The sequence below is a fragment of the Erwinia sp. S38 genome, from assembly GCF_016624545.1.
Classification (GTDB): domain Bacteria; phylum Pseudomonadota; class Gammaproteobacteria; order Enterobacterales; family Enterobacteriaceae; genus Erwinia; species Erwinia coffeiphila.
In genome coordinates, this window is sequence record NZ_JACVTS010000001.1 from 388,568 (window position 1) to 407,860 (window position 19,293).

The 19,293-nt window shown below is 58.5% G+C and carries 18 protein-coding genes; 14 read left to right on the top strand and 4 right to left on the bottom strand.

The features are described from left to right. Window positions 1–99: 99 nt before the first annotated feature. The 3 genes from IBT46_RS01730 (at window position 100) to IBT46_RS01740 (ending at window position 3,687) form a co-directional block, all read left to right on the top strand. Window positions 100–909 carry an inositol monophosphatase gene (locus tag IBT46_RS01730; RefSeq protein ID WP_200543459.1) on the top strand — a complete coding sequence of 270 codons (810 nt, stop codon included), beginning with the start codon at window positions 100–102 and terminating at the stop codon, window positions 907–909. 108 nt (window positions 910–1,017) lie between these two features. Further along, window positions 1,018–2,376, top strand: a complete 1,359-nt coding sequence (locus IBT46_RS01735) for an MFS transporter (protein WP_105592607.1) — start codon at window positions 1,018–1,020, stop codon at window positions 2,374–2,376. A 24-nt stretch (window positions 2,377–2,400) separates the two neighbouring features. Then, on the top strand, window positions 2,401–3,687 hold the full coding sequence (locus tag IBT46_RS01740) for a histidine-type phosphatase (RefSeq protein WP_200543461.1): 1,287 nt from the start codon (window positions 2,401–2,403) through the stop codon (window positions 3,685–3,687). Between the two features lie 74 nt (window positions 3,688–3,761). On the opposite strand, the gene IBT46_RS01745 is transcribed toward IBT46_RS01740, so the two are convergent. Together IBT46_RS01745 and IBT46_RS01750 are read right to left on the bottom strand one after the other, a co-directional pair. Next, window positions 3,762–5,102 carry a gluconate:H+ symporter gene (locus IBT46_RS01745; RefSeq protein ID WP_200543463.1) on the bottom strand — a complete coding sequence of 447 codons (1,341 nt, stop codon included), beginning with the start codon at window positions 5,100–5,102 and terminating at the stop codon, window positions 3,762–3,764. A gap of 186 nt (window positions 5,103–5,288) precedes the next feature. After that, a complete protein-coding gene (locus IBT46_RS01750) occupies window positions 5,289–5,780 on the bottom strand; it encodes a M48 family metallopeptidase (protein WP_105592578.1) in 492 nt (163 codons plus the stop codon). A 129-nt stretch (window positions 5,781–5,909) separates the two neighbouring features. Here IBT46_RS01750 and rlmG point away from each other — a divergent pair, with 129 nt between their 5' ends. Further along, a complete protein-coding gene (gene rlmG, locus IBT46_RS01755) occupies window positions 5,910–7,037 on the top strand; it encodes a 23S rRNA (guanine(1835)-N(2))-methyltransferase RlmG (protein ID WP_200543465.1) in 1,128 nt (375 codons plus the stop codon). Between the two features lie 88 nt (window positions 7,038–7,125). On the opposite strand, the gene IBT46_RS01760 is transcribed toward rlmG, so the two are convergent. Both IBT46_RS01760 and IBT46_RS01770 read right to left on the bottom strand, forming a co-directional pair. Next, on the bottom strand, window positions 7,126–7,842 hold the full coding sequence (locus IBT46_RS01760) for a polyphenol oxidase family protein (RefSeq protein ID WP_200543466.1): 717 nt from the start codon (window positions 7,840–7,842) through the stop codon (window positions 7,126–7,128). Between the two features lie 423 nt (window positions 7,843–8,265). Next, the gene (locus IBT46_RS01770) at window positions 8,266–10,275 is read right to left on the bottom strand and encodes an NADPH-dependent 2,4-dienoyl-CoA reductase (RefSeq protein ID WP_200543467.1); all 2,010 of its coding nucleotides are present in this window, start codon (window positions 10,273–10,275) and stop codon (window positions 8,266–8,268) included. A 237-nt stretch (window positions 10,276–10,512) separates the two neighbouring features. Here IBT46_RS01770 and idnD point away from each other — a divergent pair, with 237 nt between their 5' ends. The 10 genes from idnD (at window position 10,513) to pqqE (ending at window position 19,291) form a co-directional block, all read left to right on the top strand. After that, entirely contained in the window at window positions 10,513–11,544 is a 1,032-nt protein-coding gene (idnD, locus tag IBT46_RS01775; RefSeq protein ID WP_105592572.1) for an L-idonate 5-dehydrogenase, read from the top strand. 9 nt (window positions 11,545–11,553) lie between these two features. Next, window positions 11,554–12,318 carry a gluconate 5-dehydrogenase gene (gene idnO / locus IBT46_RS01780; RefSeq protein ID WP_105592571.1) on the top strand — a complete coding sequence of 255 codons (765 nt, stop codon included), beginning with the start codon at window positions 11,554–11,556 and terminating at the stop codon, window positions 12,316–12,318. Between the two features lie 47 nt (window positions 12,319–12,365). Further along, window positions 12,366–13,685: a gluconate:H+ symporter gene (locus IBT46_RS01785; RefSeq protein WP_200543469.1), complete on the top strand. Its 1,320-nt coding sequence runs from the start codon at window positions 12,366–12,368 to the stop codon at window positions 13,683–13,685. Window positions 13,686–13,775: 90 nt separating this feature from the next. Then, window positions 13,776–14,771 carry a LacI family DNA-binding transcriptional regulator gene (locus IBT46_RS01790; protein ID WP_105592569.1) on the top strand — a complete coding sequence of 332 codons (996 nt, stop codon included), beginning with the start codon at window positions 13,776–13,778 and terminating at the stop codon, window positions 14,769–14,771. A 68-nt stretch (window positions 14,772–14,839) separates the two neighbouring features. Beyond that, a complete protein-coding gene (locus IBT46_RS01795; RefSeq protein WP_200543471.1) occupies window positions 14,840–15,883 on the top strand; it encodes a dipeptidase in 1,044 nt (347 codons plus the stop codon). Window positions 15,884–16,059: 176 nt separating this feature from the next. Further along, complete coding sequence (gene pqqA / locus IBT46_RS01800; protein ID WP_105592606.1) at window positions 16,060–16,131, top strand: pyrroloquinoline quinone precursor peptide PqqA; 72 nt, start codon at window positions 16,060–16,062, stop codon at window positions 16,129–16,131. 83 nt (window positions 16,132–16,214) lie between these two features. Beyond that, window positions 16,215–17,126 (top strand): pyrroloquinoline quinone biosynthesis protein PqqB, encoded by a 912-nt coding sequence (gene pqqB, locus IBT46_RS01805; protein WP_200543473.1) that lies wholly within the window; start codon window positions 16,215–16,217, stop codon window positions 17,124–17,126. Next, window positions 17,123–17,878, top strand: coding sequence for a pyrroloquinoline-quinone synthase PqqC (gene pqqC / locus IBT46_RS01810; RefSeq protein WP_105592566.1), 756 nt, complete (start codon window positions 17,123–17,125; stop codon window positions 17,876–17,878). The genes pqqB and pqqC overlap by 4 nt, the downstream gene beginning before the upstream one ends. Next, window positions 17,875–18,156, top strand: a complete 282-nt coding sequence (gene pqqD, locus IBT46_RS01815; RefSeq protein WP_105592565.1) for a pyrroloquinoline quinone biosynthesis peptide chaperone PqqD — start codon at window positions 17,875–17,877, stop codon at window positions 18,154–18,156. The genes pqqC and pqqD overlap by 4 nt, the downstream gene beginning before the upstream one ends. Next, on the top strand, window positions 18,143–19,291 hold the full coding sequence (gene pqqE, locus IBT46_RS01820; protein ID WP_200543476.1) for a pyrroloquinoline quinone biosynthesis protein PqqE: 1,149 nt from the start codon (window positions 18,143–18,145) through the stop codon (window positions 19,289–19,291). The genes pqqD and pqqE overlap by 14 nt, the downstream gene beginning before the upstream one ends. Window positions 19,292–19,293 lie beyond the last annotated feature (2 nt).

The window sequence follows — 19,293 nt, forward strand, 5'->3', positions numbered from 1 at the left end:
CTCACAGATTATTCTGTGAACTGCCGTCACACTCTCTTTTGCCCTACGGGGCTTATTTTTTGTTAACAAATGCACACGTGTGCATTTTCAGGAGATGTTATGACAACCCGAGAAAACGATTCGCTTTTGGCGCGCTACCGCTTCGCCTGCAGTCTTGCTGAGTCCGGGGGAAAACTGGCTTATGGCTTCTATCAGCAGCGCGACAGCCTGCGGGTCGAACACAAGGGCAGCGATGCGCAGGATGTGGTTAGCCTGGCCGACCGCGAGGTGGAGTCCTTTGTCAAATCACGCATCGCAGAGGCGTTCCCGGAAGACGGATTTCTGGGCGAGGAGAGCGGCACGTCCGATGCGCACCAGCGCGTGCTGTGGGTCGTTGACCCGATCGATGGCACCAGCTGTTTCCTCAACGGCCTGTACACCTGGTGCCTGTCGCTGGCGGTGGTGGTTGACGGTGAACCGGTGATTGGCGTGGTGTATGACCCCAATCACCAGGAGCTCTTCCATGCCCTGAAAGGGGAAGGGGCCTGGCTCAACGATCGGAGAATCGCGCCGCATCCGGCAGAAACGGTTGCCGGTGGCGTTATGGGCGTCGGGACCTCGCATCGCGTGACGGCGGCCGATTTCCTGCCGTTTCTCGACCAGCTGTTGCAGCACGGCGGCATGTTTGTCCGCAACGGTTCCGGCGCGCTGATGAGCGCCTGGGCCGCCGCCGGCCGCCTGATTGGCTATTACGAACCGCATATGAATCCGTGGGATGGCCTGCCGGGGATCGTGCTGATGCGCGAAGCGGGCGGGGCCACCAACGATTACCTGGCGGCGGACGGCATTGCGCAAGGCAATCCGGTGCTGCTGGCCAGTAAAACGCTCTATCCACAATTAAAACAATGGGTTGTTCAACCCTTAAACTAACCTGCACGGGTCTGGCATCTGATTGCGTACTCTACATAACACGGAAACAGCCTTCAGGGACGAAGACAAAATCAATCAGCACCGCCTCCGCCCTACGGAGACAAGATGATGTCTGGATTAATCCGTTTTTTCCGGGCCAGCCCGGCGAAAACTACCGCCGTATTCAATGAACAGCGCTTCCGCAGCGTGCGCTGGCAAACGTTTCTGGCGATGACGCTGGCCTACGTAACGTTTTACGTCTGTCGGCTCTCGTTCACCGTGGCGAAAACCGCGCTGGTGGAGCTGGGTATTTCTCCCTCTGAGCTGGGGATGATCGGCTCGGCGCTGTTTTTCAGCTACGCCATCGGCAAACTGGTTAACGGGTTTTTGGCCGATCACGCCAACGTGGTGCGCTTTATGAGCCTCGGGCTGCTGCTCAGCGCGGGGATGAACCTGATGATGGGGATGACCACCAACGCGATGATGCTGGCCATTTTCTGGGGCATCAACGGCTGGGCGCAGTCGATGGGAGTAGGGCCTTGTGCCGTTTCCCTCGCGCGCTGGTACGGCACCAAAGAGCGCGGCACTTTCTACTCCATCTGGTCGACGGCGCATAACATCGGCGAGGCGCTGACCTACATCGTGATCGCGGCGGTGATTGCGGGCTACGGCTGGCATATGGGCTACCTCTCTACCGCAGCGCTGGGCGCGGCGGGCGTGGTGCTGATGCTGCTGTTTATGCGTGACTCACCGCAAAGCAGCGGCTTCCCGTCGATTCATGACATCAGCAACGAACCGCAGGAAGAAGAAGAGGCCAAAGGATCGGTGTTTAGCAATCAGCTGATGGCGCTGCGCAACCCGGCGCTGTGGACGCTGGCGCTGGCCTCGGCGTTTATGTACATCGACCGCTATGGCGTAAATTCGTGGGGCATCTTCTTTTTGCAGCAGGGGAAGGGCTACAGCACGGTTGAAGCCTCGGCGATTATCGGCGTGAATGCCGTTGCCGGGATTGTTGGCACCATCGTGGCGGGCATGCTCTCCGACCGCTTCTTCTCGCGCAATCGCAGCATTATGGCCGGATTTATCAGCCTGCTGAATACTGCCGGATTCGCGCTGATGCTGTGGCTGCCGCGCAATTACTACACCGATATTCTGTCGATGGTTATCTTCGGCGCGACTATCGGCGCACTGACCTGTTTCCTCGGTGGCCTGCTGGCGGTGGATATCTCCTCGCGGAAAGCGGCCGGGGCGGCGCTCGGGACCATCGGCATTGTCAGCTACGCCGGGGCCGGATTCGGTGAATTCCTGACGGGTATCATCATCGATAAAACGTCGGTGATGGAAAATGGCATCAAACTCTACGATTTCCACACGTTGTCCCAGTTCTGGGTGGCAGCCGGTCTTATCTCTGCGCTGTTGTGCTTTGTTACCGCCGTGATGGTGGCAAGACGCAACGCCAGCGAGCGCCGCACCCTGTTTTCATCTTAATTACCTCAACAGAAGGAAGACACAATGATGGCAAAAAGACATCAGGCTGCTGCACGCCTGTTTATCGCCGGAACGCTGTGGTTCAGCGCCGCTCAGGCACATGCGGAGGCCACCTATGAGCTGGAAAAAGTGGTGGAGCTTAGCCGCCACGGCATCCGGCCGCCGACGCCTGGCAACCGCACGGATATTGAGGCCGCAACCAACCGTCCCTGGACGCAGTGGAATACCGCCGACGGCGAGCTGACCGGCCACGGCTATGCGGCGGTGGTGAACAAAGGGCGCTGGCAGGGCGAACATTATCGGCAGCTGGGGCTGCTCACTGCGGGCTGCCCGCAGCCGCAGGACGTCTATGTGCGGGCCAGCCCGCTACAGCGCACCCGGGCAACCGCCGCTGCGCTGGTGGACGGTGCATTTCCCGGCTGTGGCGTAGCCGTTCATCGGGTTGAGGGTGACCACGATCCGCTGTTCCAGACCGAGGCGTTCCCGGCGACCAACACCGATCCGGCAACGCAACTGGTGAAGGTCAAAGAGACGGCGGGCGATCTGGCGGCCCGTCAGCAGGCGTTACAGCCTGCGGTTCAGGCGCTGAAAAAAGCGGTGTGCCGGGACGATGCCTCCTGCACCTTCTTTGAAAAGCCCTGGCAGATTAAACAGAGTAAAAGCGGTAAAGCCTACGTTGATGGCCTGAGCGTGCTGGCCAATATGGTGGAAACGCTGCGCCTTGGCTGGAATGAAAACCTGCCGGTTGCCCAACTTGCATCGGGCAATATCACCTCATCGGCGCAGATCACCGCCGTTTTACCGCTGTTAACGGCTAATTACTATCTCAGCAACGACGTGCTTTATACCGCGCAGAAGCGCGGTTCCATTCTGCTTAACGCCATGCTGCAGGGCGTTGAGCAGGGCGTAAATAAGCCGACGGATAACATGCCGGATACGCGCTGGCTGCTGCTGGTGGCGCATGACACCAACATCGCGATGGTACGCACGCTGATGGATTTCAGCTGGACGCTGCCCGGCTACACGCGCGGCAATATCCCGCCGGGCAGCAGCCTGGTGCTGGAGCGCTGGCGTGACAGCAAAACCGGAGAGCGTTTCCTGCATGTCTACTTCCAGGGGCAGAGCCTGGACGACCTGCGCAATTTACAGCAGGTGGATGGCAAACATCCGCTGTTGCGTGAGGAGTGGCGTCAGCCGGACTGCCGGGTAACCGACGTGGGTACGCTGTGCCCGATGCGTTCCGCCGTGAAAGCATTGAGTAAAAACCTCGACCGTAATGCGATCACCCCGGTGGCTTACGCGCTGCCGTGATGTTCAGCACCCGCTGCAGGCCGGTTGGCCTGCAGCACAATCCCCTCAGCATGTTCCTCAGACGAACGGCTGCCTCAGTAGAACAGCCTTTCCGCAATCAGAATAAAGATCAGCCCGGAAACCGACAGCACGGTAGTCAGCACCGTCCAGGTACAGAAGGTTTGCTTCATGGTCAGGCCGAAGCTCTCTTTCACCATCCAGAATCCGGCATCGTTAACGTGGCAGGCAATCACGCTGCCTGCGCCCGTCGCCAGCACAATCAGCGCTGGATCGATGTGAAACATCGGCAGCATCGGCGCTACAATGCCGGAGGTCGTTAATGCTGCAACGGTGGCCGAACCTAAACAGACGCGCAGCATCGCGGCAATCGACCAGGCGATAATCAGCGGTGACAGGGTGGAGGCGGCAAATAGCCCGGCGACATAGTCGCCCACGCCGCCGTCAACGATCACCTGCTTAAAGGCACCGCCGCCGCCGATAATCAGCAGCATCATAGAGATTTGCGCAATGGCGCTGGTTAGCGTTTTGCCAATCTCTTCCGCGCTGCGGCCGCGAGCAAAGCCCATGGTCCAGAAGGCGATAATCAGCGAAATCAGCATTGCCATCGCCGGCGTGCCGACAAACTTCACCGCTTTCACCGCTGCGGATTCACTGCCGGGGAACAGCAGATCGACCACCGTCGCCAGCGCCATAAACAGCACCGGTGCCAGCGAGGTCAGCACGCTGGAGAGGAACCCCGGCGTCTCTTCCAGACGATAGCTTTTCTGTTCGCCGAAGGCGCTGAGGTCGCTCTGCCCCTGGTACACCGCCGGAGCCAGACGATAAAGCACCTTATTAAACAGCGGTCCACAAACAATGGTGGTAGGGATGCCGACCGCAATACCGAGCAGCAGCACGTGACCGATATCGGCGCTGTAGGCCAGCGAGATCGCCGTGGGGGCCGGATGAGGCGGCAGGAAACCGTGGGTGACGTTCAGCGCGGCGGCCATCGGAATGCCAAGATACAGAAACGGCAGCTTCAGCTCGCGGGCGATGGCGTAAATAATGGGCAGCAGCAGGATCAGACCCACTTCGAAGAACAGCGCGATACCCACGGTAAACGAGGCAATCACCACGGCCACCTGAGTGTTCTTTTTGCCAAAGACGGCGATCAGCGTGGCGGCAATGCGGTAGCCGCCTCCGGCATCGGCCACCAGGCGGCCCAGCATGGCACCAAAACCAAACACCAGCGCCAGGTGGCCCAGCTGTGCGCCAATCCCTTTCTCAATCGTTAGCGCAATCTGCGTCGGGTCCATTCCCAGAAATAGCGCCACCAGAAACGAGACGATGACCAGCGAAACAAAGGTATTCCATTTTAACGCCATGATGAGTATCAGTAATATTGCGATTCCTATCGCGACAATGAATACAGGCATAGCCAGCTCCAGAGATCATGTTATCGGTAAAGTCGTCAATGCAACTTATAGAATTTATTTTCCGATATGGAGCTTTATGGAATTTTTATTTGATCTGCTTCGCAATATTTCGCTTAATAAATCAGTGAAAATATCACGTCAACTAACTATTTTGGTCAAAGGTTAGCCAATGTTTGGGCTTCAGGGCTATTTCAGGTCGCGGAAGTTCAGCCAGATGCGCATATCAAACTCCAGCTGGTGATAGTCCGGTTCCATATGGCAGCACAGCTGGTAGAACGCTTTGTTGTGATCCTTCTCTTTCAGATGCGCCAGCTCGTGCACGACGATCATTTTGAGAAACTCTTCCGGCCCGTCGCGAAACAGCGTGGCGATGCGGATCTCGTTATTACTTTTCAGCTTGCCGCCCTGCACGCGGGAAACAAAGGTGTTTGTGCCCAGCGTGCCCTTCACGGGATTCTGCTTATTATCAAACATCACTTTCGATAGCGCTGGGGCGTTCTTCAGATAGCGCTGCTTCAGCCCGCCGACGTACTGATAAAGCGATTTATCGTCCTGAATACTGTGCTGGCCGGGATACTTCTTCTCTACCCATGTTGCCAGCTGGCCGCGATCGGACAGCTGCTGCACGCGGGCAATCAGTTCAGTAGGATAGCCATTGAGATAGCGTAATGTTGTCATAACTCTCTGATTAATTTTCGCTGTATTACCCGATACGCGATATCCATTACGGGTAATTTTAAGAAAAACGTTTACTGTTCGCTCATTTTAGGGGATAAAACGCGGAAATTTTACCACTAAGGTGTTCCCATGAGCCAACTTGAACTAAGCAACCGTATGCTGACGCTGCATCGTTTTCCCCAAATGCGCGAAGAAAGCCCGTTGCAGGCCTGGGATTCGGCCGATGAATATCTGCTGAAACACATCGGCGATGAAGTGACCGGCGGACCCACGCTGATTTTCAATGACACCTTTGGGGCACTGGCCTGCGCGGTCGCGGGCGAGTGCGTCTACAGCATCAGCGATTCCTGGCTTAACCAGCAGGCGACCCGGCAGAACCTGGCGCTGAACGAGCTGGACGAGTGTGATGTACAGCTGCTGGACAGCCTGGCACCGCTTCCTGCGGCTCCAACGCGGGTGCTGATCAAGGTGCCGAAAACCCTGGCGCTATTAGAGCAGCAGCTGCGTGCGCTGCGTAAAGTCGTCACGCCGCAGACGCAGATTATCGCCGCCGGCAAGGCGAAGGATATCCATACTTCCACGCTACAGCTGTTTGAGAAAATTCTTGGTCCAACCACCACCTCGCTGGCATGGAAAAAGGCACGGTTGATTTACACCACGTTCAGCGCTCCGAAGCTGGCGGACAGCGATGTGATCGCCACGTGGCCGCTGGACGGCACCGATTACCTGATTCACAACCATGCCAACGTATTCGCCCGTGGCGGGCTGGATATCGGCGCACGCTTCTTTATGCAGCACCTGCCGGAAGATATTGACGGTGAGATCGTTGACCTGGGCTGCGGCAACGGCGTGATTGGCCTGACGGCGCTGCGCCAGAACCCGCTGGCGCAGGTTCACTTTGTGGATGAGTCCTATATGGCAGTGGCATCCAGCCGCCTGAACGTGGAGTCAAACTGCCCGGACGACTTAGCGCGCTGCGAGTTTCGCGTGAATAACGTGCTGGCGGGCTATCCGTCCGACCGTCTGCACGCGGTACTGTGCAATCCGCCGTTCCATCAGCAGAACGCGGTCACCGATCATATCGCCTGGCAGATGTTTCGCGATGCCCGCCGCTGCCTGCAGTACGGCGGCGAACTGCGCATCGTCGGCAACCGCCACCTGGATTACTACCACAAAATGAAGAAGCTGTTTGGCAACTGCACCACCGTCGCCACCAATCAGAAGTTTGTGATCCTGCGCTCGGTGAAAATGCGCTGATCGCCAGCGGTGCGGCAGCCATGCCGCACACCGCGTGCATACCACTCCGCGGCTGGGATGGATGTGCTGCGAGGCTTACCGACGCGCGTTAATTTTTTACGCGGATCCACGAAAAACGCTGCTGGTAGCCGTGCTGGCGGTGCGTGTTGCGCCGGTAGCTGGCCTGCTCTTCCGCCATGCAGTAGGTGCAGATCCCGCTGAGCTCAATTTGCCCCTCCGGAACCCCCTCCCTCAGCGCGATGCGTTTTGCCAACAGCGGCAAATCAAACCATACGCCATCGGTCGTTCCCTGCGCCTGCGGGCGGACTGCCGCCGGATTTATCGACGGCTGCTCAGACCATGCCATTAACGGTGCCAGGTGGTGCGGGTCGTCCTGCTCCGCGCGAGCAATTAAGTCCTTTCCCAGCTCGTAGCAGCAGGGGCCAATCGACGGGCCGATGGCGATAAACAGATCCGCCGGCGCGCTGCCGTTCTGGCACAGCTGGCGGATGGCATTAGCCAGCACGCCACCGAGAATACCCTTCAGCCCACCGTGTACCGCCGCCGCCTGGTGTTGTTTAGCGTCTACCAGCAGGATCGGCAGACAGTCCGCGGTGTAGACCGCAACGGGGCGGTTATCGCTGGCGATTAGCCCGTCGGCCTCCACGCTTTTTACCGGTAGCGCCGTTGCGCTCGGCACCACGCGGGCGCTGTGCCGCTGCTGGTTGTAAATCGTCTCTACCGGGGGCCGTTCTCCGGCGGGTAAAAAGGCGTGATCGAGCCAGTCGAAGCGGGAAAGTAGCGAGGAACGCCAGGAATACGACATCAAAATGCTCCTTAAGGGACGGGCGACAGATTTTTTATACGCCTTCGAGGCTAACGTTTTACGACATTTTGCCAAAATATTTTCGCTGGCCGTGCCTGGATTGATGCTGCGGGTTTACCTTGCCGCCTGCAATAACACTCTTCCGGGTACAAAAAAGGTTATGCTGCATCACCGGAACGGTATTTCCGGGAATTTAAAGGATTTTTTTGCATGGAGAGCTTTACCGCATGACCAATAAATCGTATCGCCGTTATTCTGCCGCACTGCTGGCGGAGATCTTCCCGGCGATGAAATCCTGTCCGAAATCTTCGGCCATATCCTCTGGATGTGGACGATTGAAATATTCCGCCGCGATCTGCGTAACCGCATAACCCGCGCCCGGGATGCCGAAGAGCGCCTTGCCACCTCCGCCGGGCGCTGAGGCTAAATCCCCAGCCCCAGTTTAGTTCCCTGCGCAATAGCCCGGCGGGCATCCAGCTCCTGGGCTATATCTGCGCCACCGATAATATGCAGCGGCTTGCCCTGGGCGAGGAGCTGCGTTTCCAGTTCCCGCCTTGGCTCCTGTCCGGCGCAGATAATAATATTATCCACCGCCAGCAGCTGCGCTTCACCATCGCGCAGAATATGCAGCCCGTCATCATCAATTCGCTGATATTCAACGCTGCCCCACATCTGCACGCCGTGCATTTGCAGGCTGGCACGATGTATCCAGCCGGTGGTTTTCGCCAGCCCTGCACCGGGCTTACCGGGTTTGCGCTGAAGCAGCCAGACCTGGCGGGCGCTGTGAGGCGCGACCGGGCGCGTCAGGCCTCCGGGCCGGGTCAGCGTGCGGTCGATGCCCCATTCTTCGCAGAAGTCGGCGATATCCTGCGGCGCGGCGGTTTCAGGCTGCACCAGATATTCTGCGGTATCAAAACCGATGCCGCCCGCGCCGATAATCGCCACCCGCAGGCCGACCGGTTTTTTATCGCGGATCACGTCCAGATAGCTGAGAACCGAAGGATGATCGATACCCGGGATGGCCGGTGTTCGTGGCTCAATGCCGGTAGCCAGTACCACTTCATCAAAGTCGGCCAGTTGAGCGGCGCTGACGTACTGATTGAGCCGCAGGGTCACGCCGTGGATATCCAGCTGGCGGCGGAAATAGCGCAGGGTTTCGCTGAACTCCGCCTTCCCCGGGATCTGCCGGGCGATATTGAACTGCCCGCCCACTTCGGGCAGCGCGTCAAACAGCGTCACCTGATGCCCGCGCGCGGCGGCATTCACCGCGAACGCCAGACCGGCTGGCCCGGCACCGACCACCGCGAGGTTTTTCCGCACGGCTGCGGGGATCAGCGGCAGAGTGGTTTCGTGGCAGGCGCGGGGATTGACCAGGCAGGAGGTGAGCTTGCCGACAAAAATCTGATCCAGACAGGCCTGATTGCAGCCGATGCAGGTGTTGATCTCATCGCTGCGCCCCTGCTGCGCCTTCAGCACAAATTCGGCATCGGCCAGGAACGGCCGCGCCATCGACACCATATCGGCACAGCCGTCATCCAGCACCGCCTGCGCCACATCCGGGTGATTGATGCGATTGGTGGCGATCAGTGGGATGCGCAGATGCTGCTTCAGCGCCTGCGTCACCCAGGCGAAAGCGGCACGCGGCACGGCGGTGGCAATGGTCGGAATACGCGCCTCGTGCCAGCCAATACCGGTATTGATCAGCGTGGCACCGGCCTGTTCCACCTCTTTCGCCAGAGTGATGGTTTGCTCCAGCGTGCCGCCCTGGTCCACCAGGTCCAGCATCGACAGGCGGAAAATAATAATGAATTCGTCGCCTACCGCCGCCCGTACCGCGCGCAGAATATCCAGCGCAAAGCGGCGGCGGCGCACGTCATCGCCACCCCATTCATCGTCGCGCTGATTGGCGTGGGTCACCAGAAACTGGTTAATCAGATAGCCTTCGGACGCCATGATCTCTACGCCGTCGTAACCGGCCTGCTGTGCCAGACGCGCGCAGCGGGCATAGGCGGCGATCAGCGCCAGGATCTCTTCGTGGCTGAGCGCACGTGGGGTAAAGGGATTGATGGGAGCCTGAATCGCCGAAGGGGCAACCAGGCCGGGCTGATAGCTATAGCGGCCGGTGTGCAGGATCTGCATGGCAATTTTGCCGCCTGCCTGATGCACGGCGTCGGTGACCCGGCGGTGGTGTGCCAGCTGCGACTCATCGTTCAGCACCGAAGCACCGGGGCTGACCACGCCCTCCGGCGTGGGGGCGATGCCGCCGGTGACAATCAGCGCCACTCCGGCCCGCGCGCGCTCGGCGTAAAACGCCGCCAGCCGTTCGGCACCCTGCGGATGCTCTTCCAGCCCGGTATGCATGGAACCCATCAGAAAACGGTTTTTGAGCTGGGTAAAACCCAGGTCCAGCGGAGAGAACAGTGACACGCTCATCGTAAATCCCGGAAGTGGTCGGATGAGTTAACTGTAGCGATCATATGACCGCGACGAAAGTACAGTTATTGGCTTTGTGATGTATGCCACTGATTAAGGTTTCTCCGAAAGGGTAGCAGCGTCACGTTATGCGTAACATGAGTTTAGTAACATGATTTTTAGTGATCTTGTTCACAGTTTTGCATCTGTAAAATCGTTCTCATAGGCGCCTCAATGAATACGTATTAGAGGTTTCTCATGAGTACTACCACGCAGTCCTGCATGATCAACGGTAAAGAGCAGGTCGAGGTTGTCAGCCAGCAGGTGGATTACCAGGGCGAAGGCACGCTGGTGCGCATCACGCGCGGCGGCATTTGCGGTTCCGATCTGCACTACTATCAGCACGGCAAAGTCGGCAACTTTGCGGTGAAAATGCCGATGATCCTCGGTCATGAAGTGATTGGCTACGTGGTGAAAAGTGATAACCCGGCGCTGAAAGAGAATCAAAAAGTGGCGGTGAACCCGTCCAAGCCCTGCGGCCACTGCAAGTACTGCGAAGCGCAGGAAGAGAACCAGTGTACCGGCATGCGTTTCTTCGGCAGCGCGATGTACTTCCCACACGTTGACGGCGGCTTCACTCAGTACAAAGTGGTCGACAGCAGCCAGTGTATTCCTTTCGACAACCAGGCCGATGAGAAGGTGATGGTATTTGCCGAACCGCTGGCGGTGTGCATCCACGCGGCCAATCAGGGCGGCGATCTTCAGGGCAAAAAAGTCTTTATCTCCGGCGTGGGTCCTATCGGCTGCCTGATCGCGGCGGCGGCTAAAGCCAAGGGCGCGGCGGAAGTGGTCTGTGCCGATATCAGCGAGCGCTCGCTGGCGATGGCAGTGGCGATGGGTGCAACCGACACCATTCACGCGGCCAACGGCGACTTCACCCCTTATCTGGCGGAGAAAGGCTACTTCGACGTGTCGTTTGAAGCCTCCGGTCATCCTTCTTCTCTGACCCGCTGCCTGGAAGTGACCCGTGCAAAAGGCACGCTGGTGCAGGTAGGTATGGGCGGCGACGTGCCGGGCTTCCCGATCATGATGCTGATCGCCAAAGAAATAAAACTGGTCGGTTCCTTCCGCTTTACCACCGAGTTCAATACGGCGGTGGAGTGGCTGGGTAACGGTACGGTGAACCCGCTGCCGCTGTTCAGCGGTGAATACGACTATCAGAATATCGATGCTGCACTGGTGTTTGCCGGTGATAAACAAAAAGCCGCCAAAGTGCAGCTGACTTTTTAAGGACAAATCATGACAACGCTTTTCTCACTCGCTAACAAACGTGTACTGATCACCGGTTCCGGCCGCGGTATTGGTTTTCTGATGGCGAAAGGGCTGGCCGAGGCCGGTGCCGAAGTGATCATCAACGCCACCACGCAGGAAGGTGCGGATAAAGCCGCCGCTGCGCTGCAGCAGCAGGGCTTTAAGGCACACGCGGTAGCGTTTGACGTTACTCAGTCAGCGGCAGTGAATGCGGCAGTGGAAAAAATTGAGAGCGAGATCGGGCCGATCGACGTGCTGGTGAACAACGCCGGTATTCAACGCCGTCGCCCGTTCCTGGAGTTCCCGGAGCAGGACTGGAACGACGTTATCGCCGTTAACCAGACTGCGGTATTCCTGGTTTCTCAGGCGGTGGCACGCCAGATGGTGACCCGCAAGCAGGGTAAAATCATCAATATCGGCTCGATGCAGAGCGAGCTGGGCCGCGACACCATCACCCCATACGCTGCGTCAAAAGGCGCGGTGACCATGCTGACGCGCGGCATGTGCGTTGAGCTGGCGCGCTACAACATTCAGGTAAACGGCATTGCGCCGGGCTACTTTAAAACCGAAATGACCCAGGCGCTGGCGGATGATGAAGCCTTCACCTCATGGTTGTGTAAACGCACACCGGCCGCGCGCTGGGGCAACCCGGAAGAGCTGATCGGTGCTGCGGTGTTCCTTGCTTCAAAAGCCTCTGATTTTGTGAACGGGCACCTGCTTTTTGTCGACGGCGGGATGCGCGTAGCAGTGTAAGCGGCTACACCTTAAGACACCGGACCTTTTAAAACACAGGAATTTCTATGCCCATTACAATAATAGCCTTTGGGGTCATTCTGCTTCTGGTGCTGATGATCGTATTTAAGGTCAACGGCTTCATCGCTCTGATTTTTGTCTCTGCCGTGGTCGGCGTGGCCGAAGGGATGACGCCGCTGGCGGTTATCGCTTCGATCCAGAAAGGGGTTGGCGGCACGCTCGGTGGGCTGGCGCTAATCCTCGGCTTCGGTGCCATGCTCGGCAAGCTGGTGTCCGACACCGGGGCCGCGCAGCGCGTAGCCACCACGCTGATTGCCGCCTTCGGTAAACAGCGTGTGCAGTGGGCGCTGATGGTCACCGGTCTGGTTGTTGGCCTGGCGATGTTCTATGAAATCGGCTTCGTGCTGCTGCTGCCGCTGGTGTTTACTGTAGTGGCCGCCGCTCGCCTGCCGCTGCTGTACGTCGGCGTGCCGATGGTGGCCGCGCTGTCGGTGACCCACTGCTTCCTGCCGCCGCACCCGGGCCCGACCGCTATCGCCATTATCTTTGGTGCTAACCTCGGAACTACGCTGCTGTACGGCATGATCATCACTATCCCGACGGTCATTATTGCCGGGCCGGTGTTCTCGAAATTCCTGAAAAACTTCGAAAAATCACCGCCGGAAGGGCTCTATAACCCGAAAGTGTTTGAAGACCATGAAATGCCGGGCTTCTGGACCAGTATTTTCGCGGCGGTTATCCCGGTGATCCTGATGGCGGTGGCGGCGGTATTTGAGCTGACCACGCCGAAAGAAAATGTGCTGCGTCAGTTCTTTGAATTTGTCGGTAACCCGGCGGTGGCGCTGTTTATCTCGGTAGTGATTGCGGTGTTCACCCTGGGCCTGCGCAACGGCCGTAAGATGGACGAGGTGATGGAGATGTGCAGCTCCTCCATCGGCGCGATTGCGATGATCGTGTTCATTATCGCCGGTGGCGGTGCCTTTAAGCAGGTGCTGGTGGACAGCGGCGTGGGTGACTACATCGCGAATATGATGAAAGGCTCATCGCTGTCTCCGCTGCTGATGTGCTGGACCGTGGCAGCCATGCTGCGTATCGCGCTGGGTTCTGCGACCGTTGCGGCAATCACCACCGCTGGTATCGTTACGCCAATTATTGCTATCACCCACGCTGACCCGGCGCTGATGGTGCTGGCAGTGGGTTCCGGTAGTGTGATAGCGTCACACGTTAACGACCCTGGCTTCTGGCTGTTCAAGGGCTACTTCAACCTCAGCGTGATTGAAACGCTGAAGACCTGGACGGTGATGGAAACGCTGATTTCCTTCCTCGGCCTGGCGGGCGTCTTGATTCTGAACGCCATTATTCACTAATCTGTCAGACGGCCGGTGACTTCCGTCGTCGCCCCGTAAGGGCCAGGCTTGCCTGGCCCTTTTTACTTTTATCTGATTCCATGGAAGCCTATGAGATCGCACCGCATATCGTTACAGGACATCGCCACGCTGGCTGGCGTAACCCGGATGACGGTAAGCCGCTATCTGCGGACGCCAGAACGCGTTGCGCCGGAAACCCGGGCGAAAATTGCCCAGATCATTGAAGAGATTAACTACATTCCCAACCGCGCGCCGGAGATGCTGCTCAACGCGAAGAGCTACACGCTGGGCGTGCTGATCCCCTCGTTTAAAAACCAGATATTCGCCGACCTGCTCAGCGGTATTGAAGCGGCGACCAAAGAGGGGCGCTATCAGACGCTGATCGCTAACTACAACTACGATAAGCAGGTGGAAGAGGAACAGATCATCAATCTGCTGTCCTACAACATCGACGGCATCCTGCTTAGCGAAAAGGACCACACCCTGCGGGCGGTGAAGTATCTGCGTTCGGCGAAGATCCCGATTGTGGAGGTGATGGATACCCAGGGCGCGTGTCTGGATATGCAGGTCGGCTTTAACAACTACAGCGCGGGCTACGATATGACGCGCACGCTGCTCGATCAGGGGCGGAAAAGCATTATCTATTTTGGCTCACAGGATGACCGTCGCGATGAGTTTCGCTATCGCGGCTATTGCCAGGCGATGAGCGAGCGGGGCGGAGAAGGGCGGAGGATTAACCCGAAAGCCATCTCCTCGCAGAAGCTGGGCGCGGCGATGCTCACCACTGCGCTGGAGCAGTACCCCGATCTGGATGCGGTATTCTGCACCAATGATGACCTGGCGCTCGGTGCGCTGCTCTACTGCCAGCGGCAGGGGATTGCGGTGCCGGGCCGCATTGCGATTGCCGGTTTTCACGGGCTGGATATCAGCCGGGAAATGTACCCGACGATGGCGAGCGTGATCACCCCGCGCTATGCGATCGGCTACACCGCCGCCGAACTGTTGCTGAAAAAAATCAGTGATGACAGCTTTACCGCCGACTCTGTGGACCTCAGCTATCAAATCTTTATGGGCGAAACCATGTGATCGCCGGTTCTGACAACGGCGAAAACTGCGTTATGCTTTGATTTTCCCGCGTAATAAAGGCACTGCAAATGAGCGATATCCCGCAACCGGTTTTTGACGGCCACAACGATGTGCTGCTGCACCTGTGGCTGCATCATCCTGAACGCCCGGCCGAGGCCTTTCTTCAGCAGTGCCTTGGCGGCCATCTCGACCTGAACCGCATGCGGCAGGGTGGCTTTGCCGGGGGGCTGTTTGCCGTGTTTGTGCCGCCTGCGGAGCACGTGGCTAAATTCTTCAAGCGCGATGCCGAGCAGGAGGCGCTGCGGCACGATCCGCTGGCGATCACCGAGCAGCAGATCGCCATCTTCCAGCAGATTGCGCAGCAGTCGGCAGGACAGGCGCGCATCTGCCGCAGCGTCAGCGATATTGAGCAGTGCATGGCGCAGGGCGTGCTGGCGATGGTGCTGCACATTGAAGGTGCCGAAGGGCTGGATGAGGATCTGAGCCAGCTGGAAGGCTGGGCCGCCGCCGGGCTGCGCAGCATCGGGCCGTTCTGGAATATCCCCAACCGTTTCGGTTTCGGCATTAACGGTACGTTTCCCGGTTCACCGGATACCGGGGAAGGGATGACCGAGGCCGGTAAGCGGCTGATCCGTGCCTGTAACCAGCACAGGCTGATGATCGACCTGTCGCATATGAATGAGAAAACCTTCTGGCAGACCGCCGAGCTTAGTGACGCACCGCTGGTGGCCAGCCATTCTAACGTCCATGCGCTGTGCCCGCAGCCGCGCAACCTGACGGATAGCCAACTGGCGGCGATTAAAGAAAGCGACGGGCTGGTCGGGCTGAACTTCGGCACCTCGTTCCTGCGCAGCGACGGTAAACGTGACGGCAATACGCCGCTCAGCGTGATGGTGCAACACCTTGATTACCTGTTGGAAAAGTTGGGGGAAGACCGCGTGGCGTTCGGATCGGACTTTGACGGGATTAACGTACCGGATGAGATTGGCGACGTCACCGGCCTGCCGAGACTGGTGAGTGCGCTGAAGGACGCGGGCTATGGTGACGAACTGATTCACAAGCTCGGCCACGCGAACTGGCTGCGGGTTTTACGGAAAACCTGGCAAAAATAAATCGTGGTTTTTGAACCAAATAGTACAAAATTTGGTAACCCACAAAGAATTAAGGGTTGATATCGATTTAGCATAGGCGCAACATTTGCGCCGCCAAGTTCTTGTAATTTGACAACATGCCTTTCACCTGGCGCGTCCGGTGGGGTGTTTTTTAGCGATATTTAGAGGATATGAATATGTGGTCTAAACCTACTTTCATCGATATGCGTCTGGGCTTAGAAGTGACTCTGTACATTTCTAACCGTTAATAAATCTGTGGCCTGATTTTTTCAGGCACAGCTGATGCCTGCTGTGTTCCGCGGGCATTTTTTTCCTTTTTCCCGGTTTATCCATGAAAATCAAAGTTCTTGGCTCTGCGGCGGGCGGTGGATTCCCGCAGTGGAACTGCAACTGCCGCAACTGCCAGGGCGTGCGCGACGGCAGCATCCCTGCCACGCGGCGTACCCAATCTTCAATCGCGGTCAGCGATAACGGCACCGACTGGGTGCTGTGCAACGCCTCGCCGGATATCTGCCATCAGATTGCCGCTAATCCCGAACTGAATAAGCACGGCGTGCTGCGCGGCACGGCGATCGGCTCAATCATCCTGACCGACAGCCAGATCGATCACTGCACCGGTTTACTGAACCTGCGTGAAGGCTGCCCGCATCAGGTGTGGTGCACGCCGGAAGTTCACGACGATCTGACCAGCGGCTTCCCGATCTTTACCATGCTGTCCCACTGGAACGGTGGCCTGGTGCATCACGCCATCCAGCCCGCAGAGCCGTTTTCGGTCGCGGTCTGCCCGGCGCTGCGCTTTACCGCGATCCCGATCCTCAGCAATGCACCGCCGTACTCGCCGTATCGCGGGCGGCCGCTGCCCGGCCATAACATCGCGCTGATGATTGAGAACACCACCACCGGCAGCAAGCTGCTGTACGCGCCGGGGCTGGGCGAGCCGGATGCTGAACTGCTGGAGCTGATGAAGCAGGCCGACTGCCTGCTGATCGACGGCACGCTGTGGCAGGACAACGAACTGGCCAATACCGGCGTGGGGCGCAATACCGGGCGCGATATGGGCCATCTGGCGCTGGGTGAAGAGCAGGGGCTGATGGCGTTGCTCAGTAATCTCCCGGCCCGCCGCAAAATCCTGATCCATATTAACAACACCAATCCGATCCTCGATGAGTCCTCGGCGGAGCGCCAGGCGCTGACGCAGCGTGGCATTGAGGTCAGCTTCGACGGAATGAGTATCGACCTATGAGCCAGCCAGCACTGATGACCCCCGAGCAGTTCGAACAGGCCCTGCGCGCGCGCGGTGCCTATTACCACATTCATCACCCCTACCATATCGCCATGCACAACGGCGAGGCGACGCGCGAGCAGATCCAGGGCTGGGTGGCGAACCGCTTCTACTACCAGACCAATATCCCGCTGAAAGACGCGGCGATTATGGCCAACTGCCCGGACGCGCAGACCCGTCGCAAATGGGTACAGCGCATTCTGGATCACGACGGTTACGGCGACAGCGACGGCGGCATCGAAGCCTGGCTGCGGCTGGGGGAAGCGGTCGGGCTGGATCGTGATGTGCTGCTCTCCGAGCAGATGGTGCTGCCGGGCGTACGCTTTGCCGTGGATGCCTATGTGAACTTTGCCCGCCGTGCGGTGTGGCAGGAAGCCGCCTGTAGCTCGCTGACCGAACTGTTTGCGCCGCAGATCCACCAGTCGCGCCTCGACAGCTGGCCGCAGCACTATACCTGGATTGAAGAAGAGGGCTACGGCTACTTCCGTGGACGTCTGAGCCAGGCGCGTCGTGACGTTGAGCACGGTCTTGAGCTGGCGCTGGAATACTGCAACACCGTGGAGAAACAGCAGCGCATGCTGGAGATCCTGCAGTTCAAACTGGACATTCTGTGGACTATGCTGGACGCCATGACCATGGCCTACGCCCTGGATCGCCCGCCGTATCATACTGTCACCGACCAGCCCGTCTGGCATAAAGGAAAACTGCTGTGAGCAACCCACAAACTATTCCGATGTTCCGCCGCGGCTACCGCCTGCAGTGGGAAGAAGTGCAGAACTGCCATGTGATCCTCTACCCGGAAGGCATGGCCAAGCTGAACGACAGCGCTACGGCGATCCTCGAACTGGTGGACGGTAAGCGCACGCTGGCCGACATCATTCAGACGCTGAACGATCGCTTCCCGGAAGCGGGCGGCGTGGATGACGATGTACAGGATTTCTTCGCCCAGGCGAGGGAACAGAAGTGGATAATATTACGTGACCCAGCCTGATAATAAGGTCAACCCGCCGCTGTGGCTGCTGGCTGAACTGACCTACCGCTGCCCGCTGCAGTGCCCGTACTGCTCGAACCCGCTGGACTTTGCCCAGCAGGAAAAAGAGCTGACCACCGAGCAGTGGATCGAAGTCTTTAAGCAGGCCCGCGCGATGGGTGCCGTGCAGATCGGTTTCTCCGGCGGCGAGCCGCTGGTGCGCAAAGATCTGCCGGAGCTGATCCGCGCGGCGCGTGATTTGGGGTTCTACACCAACCTGATCACCTCGGGGATCGGCCTGACGCAGAAAAAGATCGATTCGTTTGCCGAAGCGGGCCTCGATCATATTCAGATCAGCTTCCAGGCCAGCGACGAGACGCTGAACGCCGCGCTGGCCGGATCGAAGAAGGCCTTCCAGCAGAAACTGGAGATGGCGCGCGCGGTGAAAGCCCACGGCTACCCGATGGTGCTGAACTTTGTGCTGCACCGCCACAATATCGACCAGATCGACCGCATTATCGAACTGTGCATCGAGCTGGAAGCGGATGACGTGGAGCTGGCGACCTGTCAGTTCTACGGCTGGGCGCAGCTGAACCGCGAAGGGCTGCTGCCGACCCGCGATCAGATCGAACGCGCCGAAGCGGTGGTTGCTCGCTACCGTGAGAAGATGTCCGCCAGCGATAACCTGACCAACCTGCTGTTCGTGACCCCGGATTATTACGAAGAGCGCCCGAAAGGCTGCATGGGCGGCTGGGGGGCGATTTTCCTCAGCGTAACGCCGGAAGGCACCGCGCTGCCGTGCCACAGCGCGCGCCAGCTGCCGGTACAGTTCCCGTCGGTGCTGGAGCAGAGCCTGCAGGATATCTGGTTTAACTCCTTCGGTTTTAACCGCTATCGCGGCTTTGACTGGATGCCGGAACCCTGCCGATCCTGCTCGGAGAAAGAGAAGGACTTCGGCGGCTGCCGCTGCCAGGCCTTTATGCTGACCGGCAACGCGGACAATGCGGACCCGGTGTGCAGCAAGTCCGAACATCACCACAAAATCCTCGCCGCCCGCGAGCAGGCCAACTGCACCACCATGCGCGTTGACCAGCTGCAATTTCGCAACCGCGCCAACTCCGAGCGGGTTAATTCCCAGCTGATTTTCAAAGTTTGACC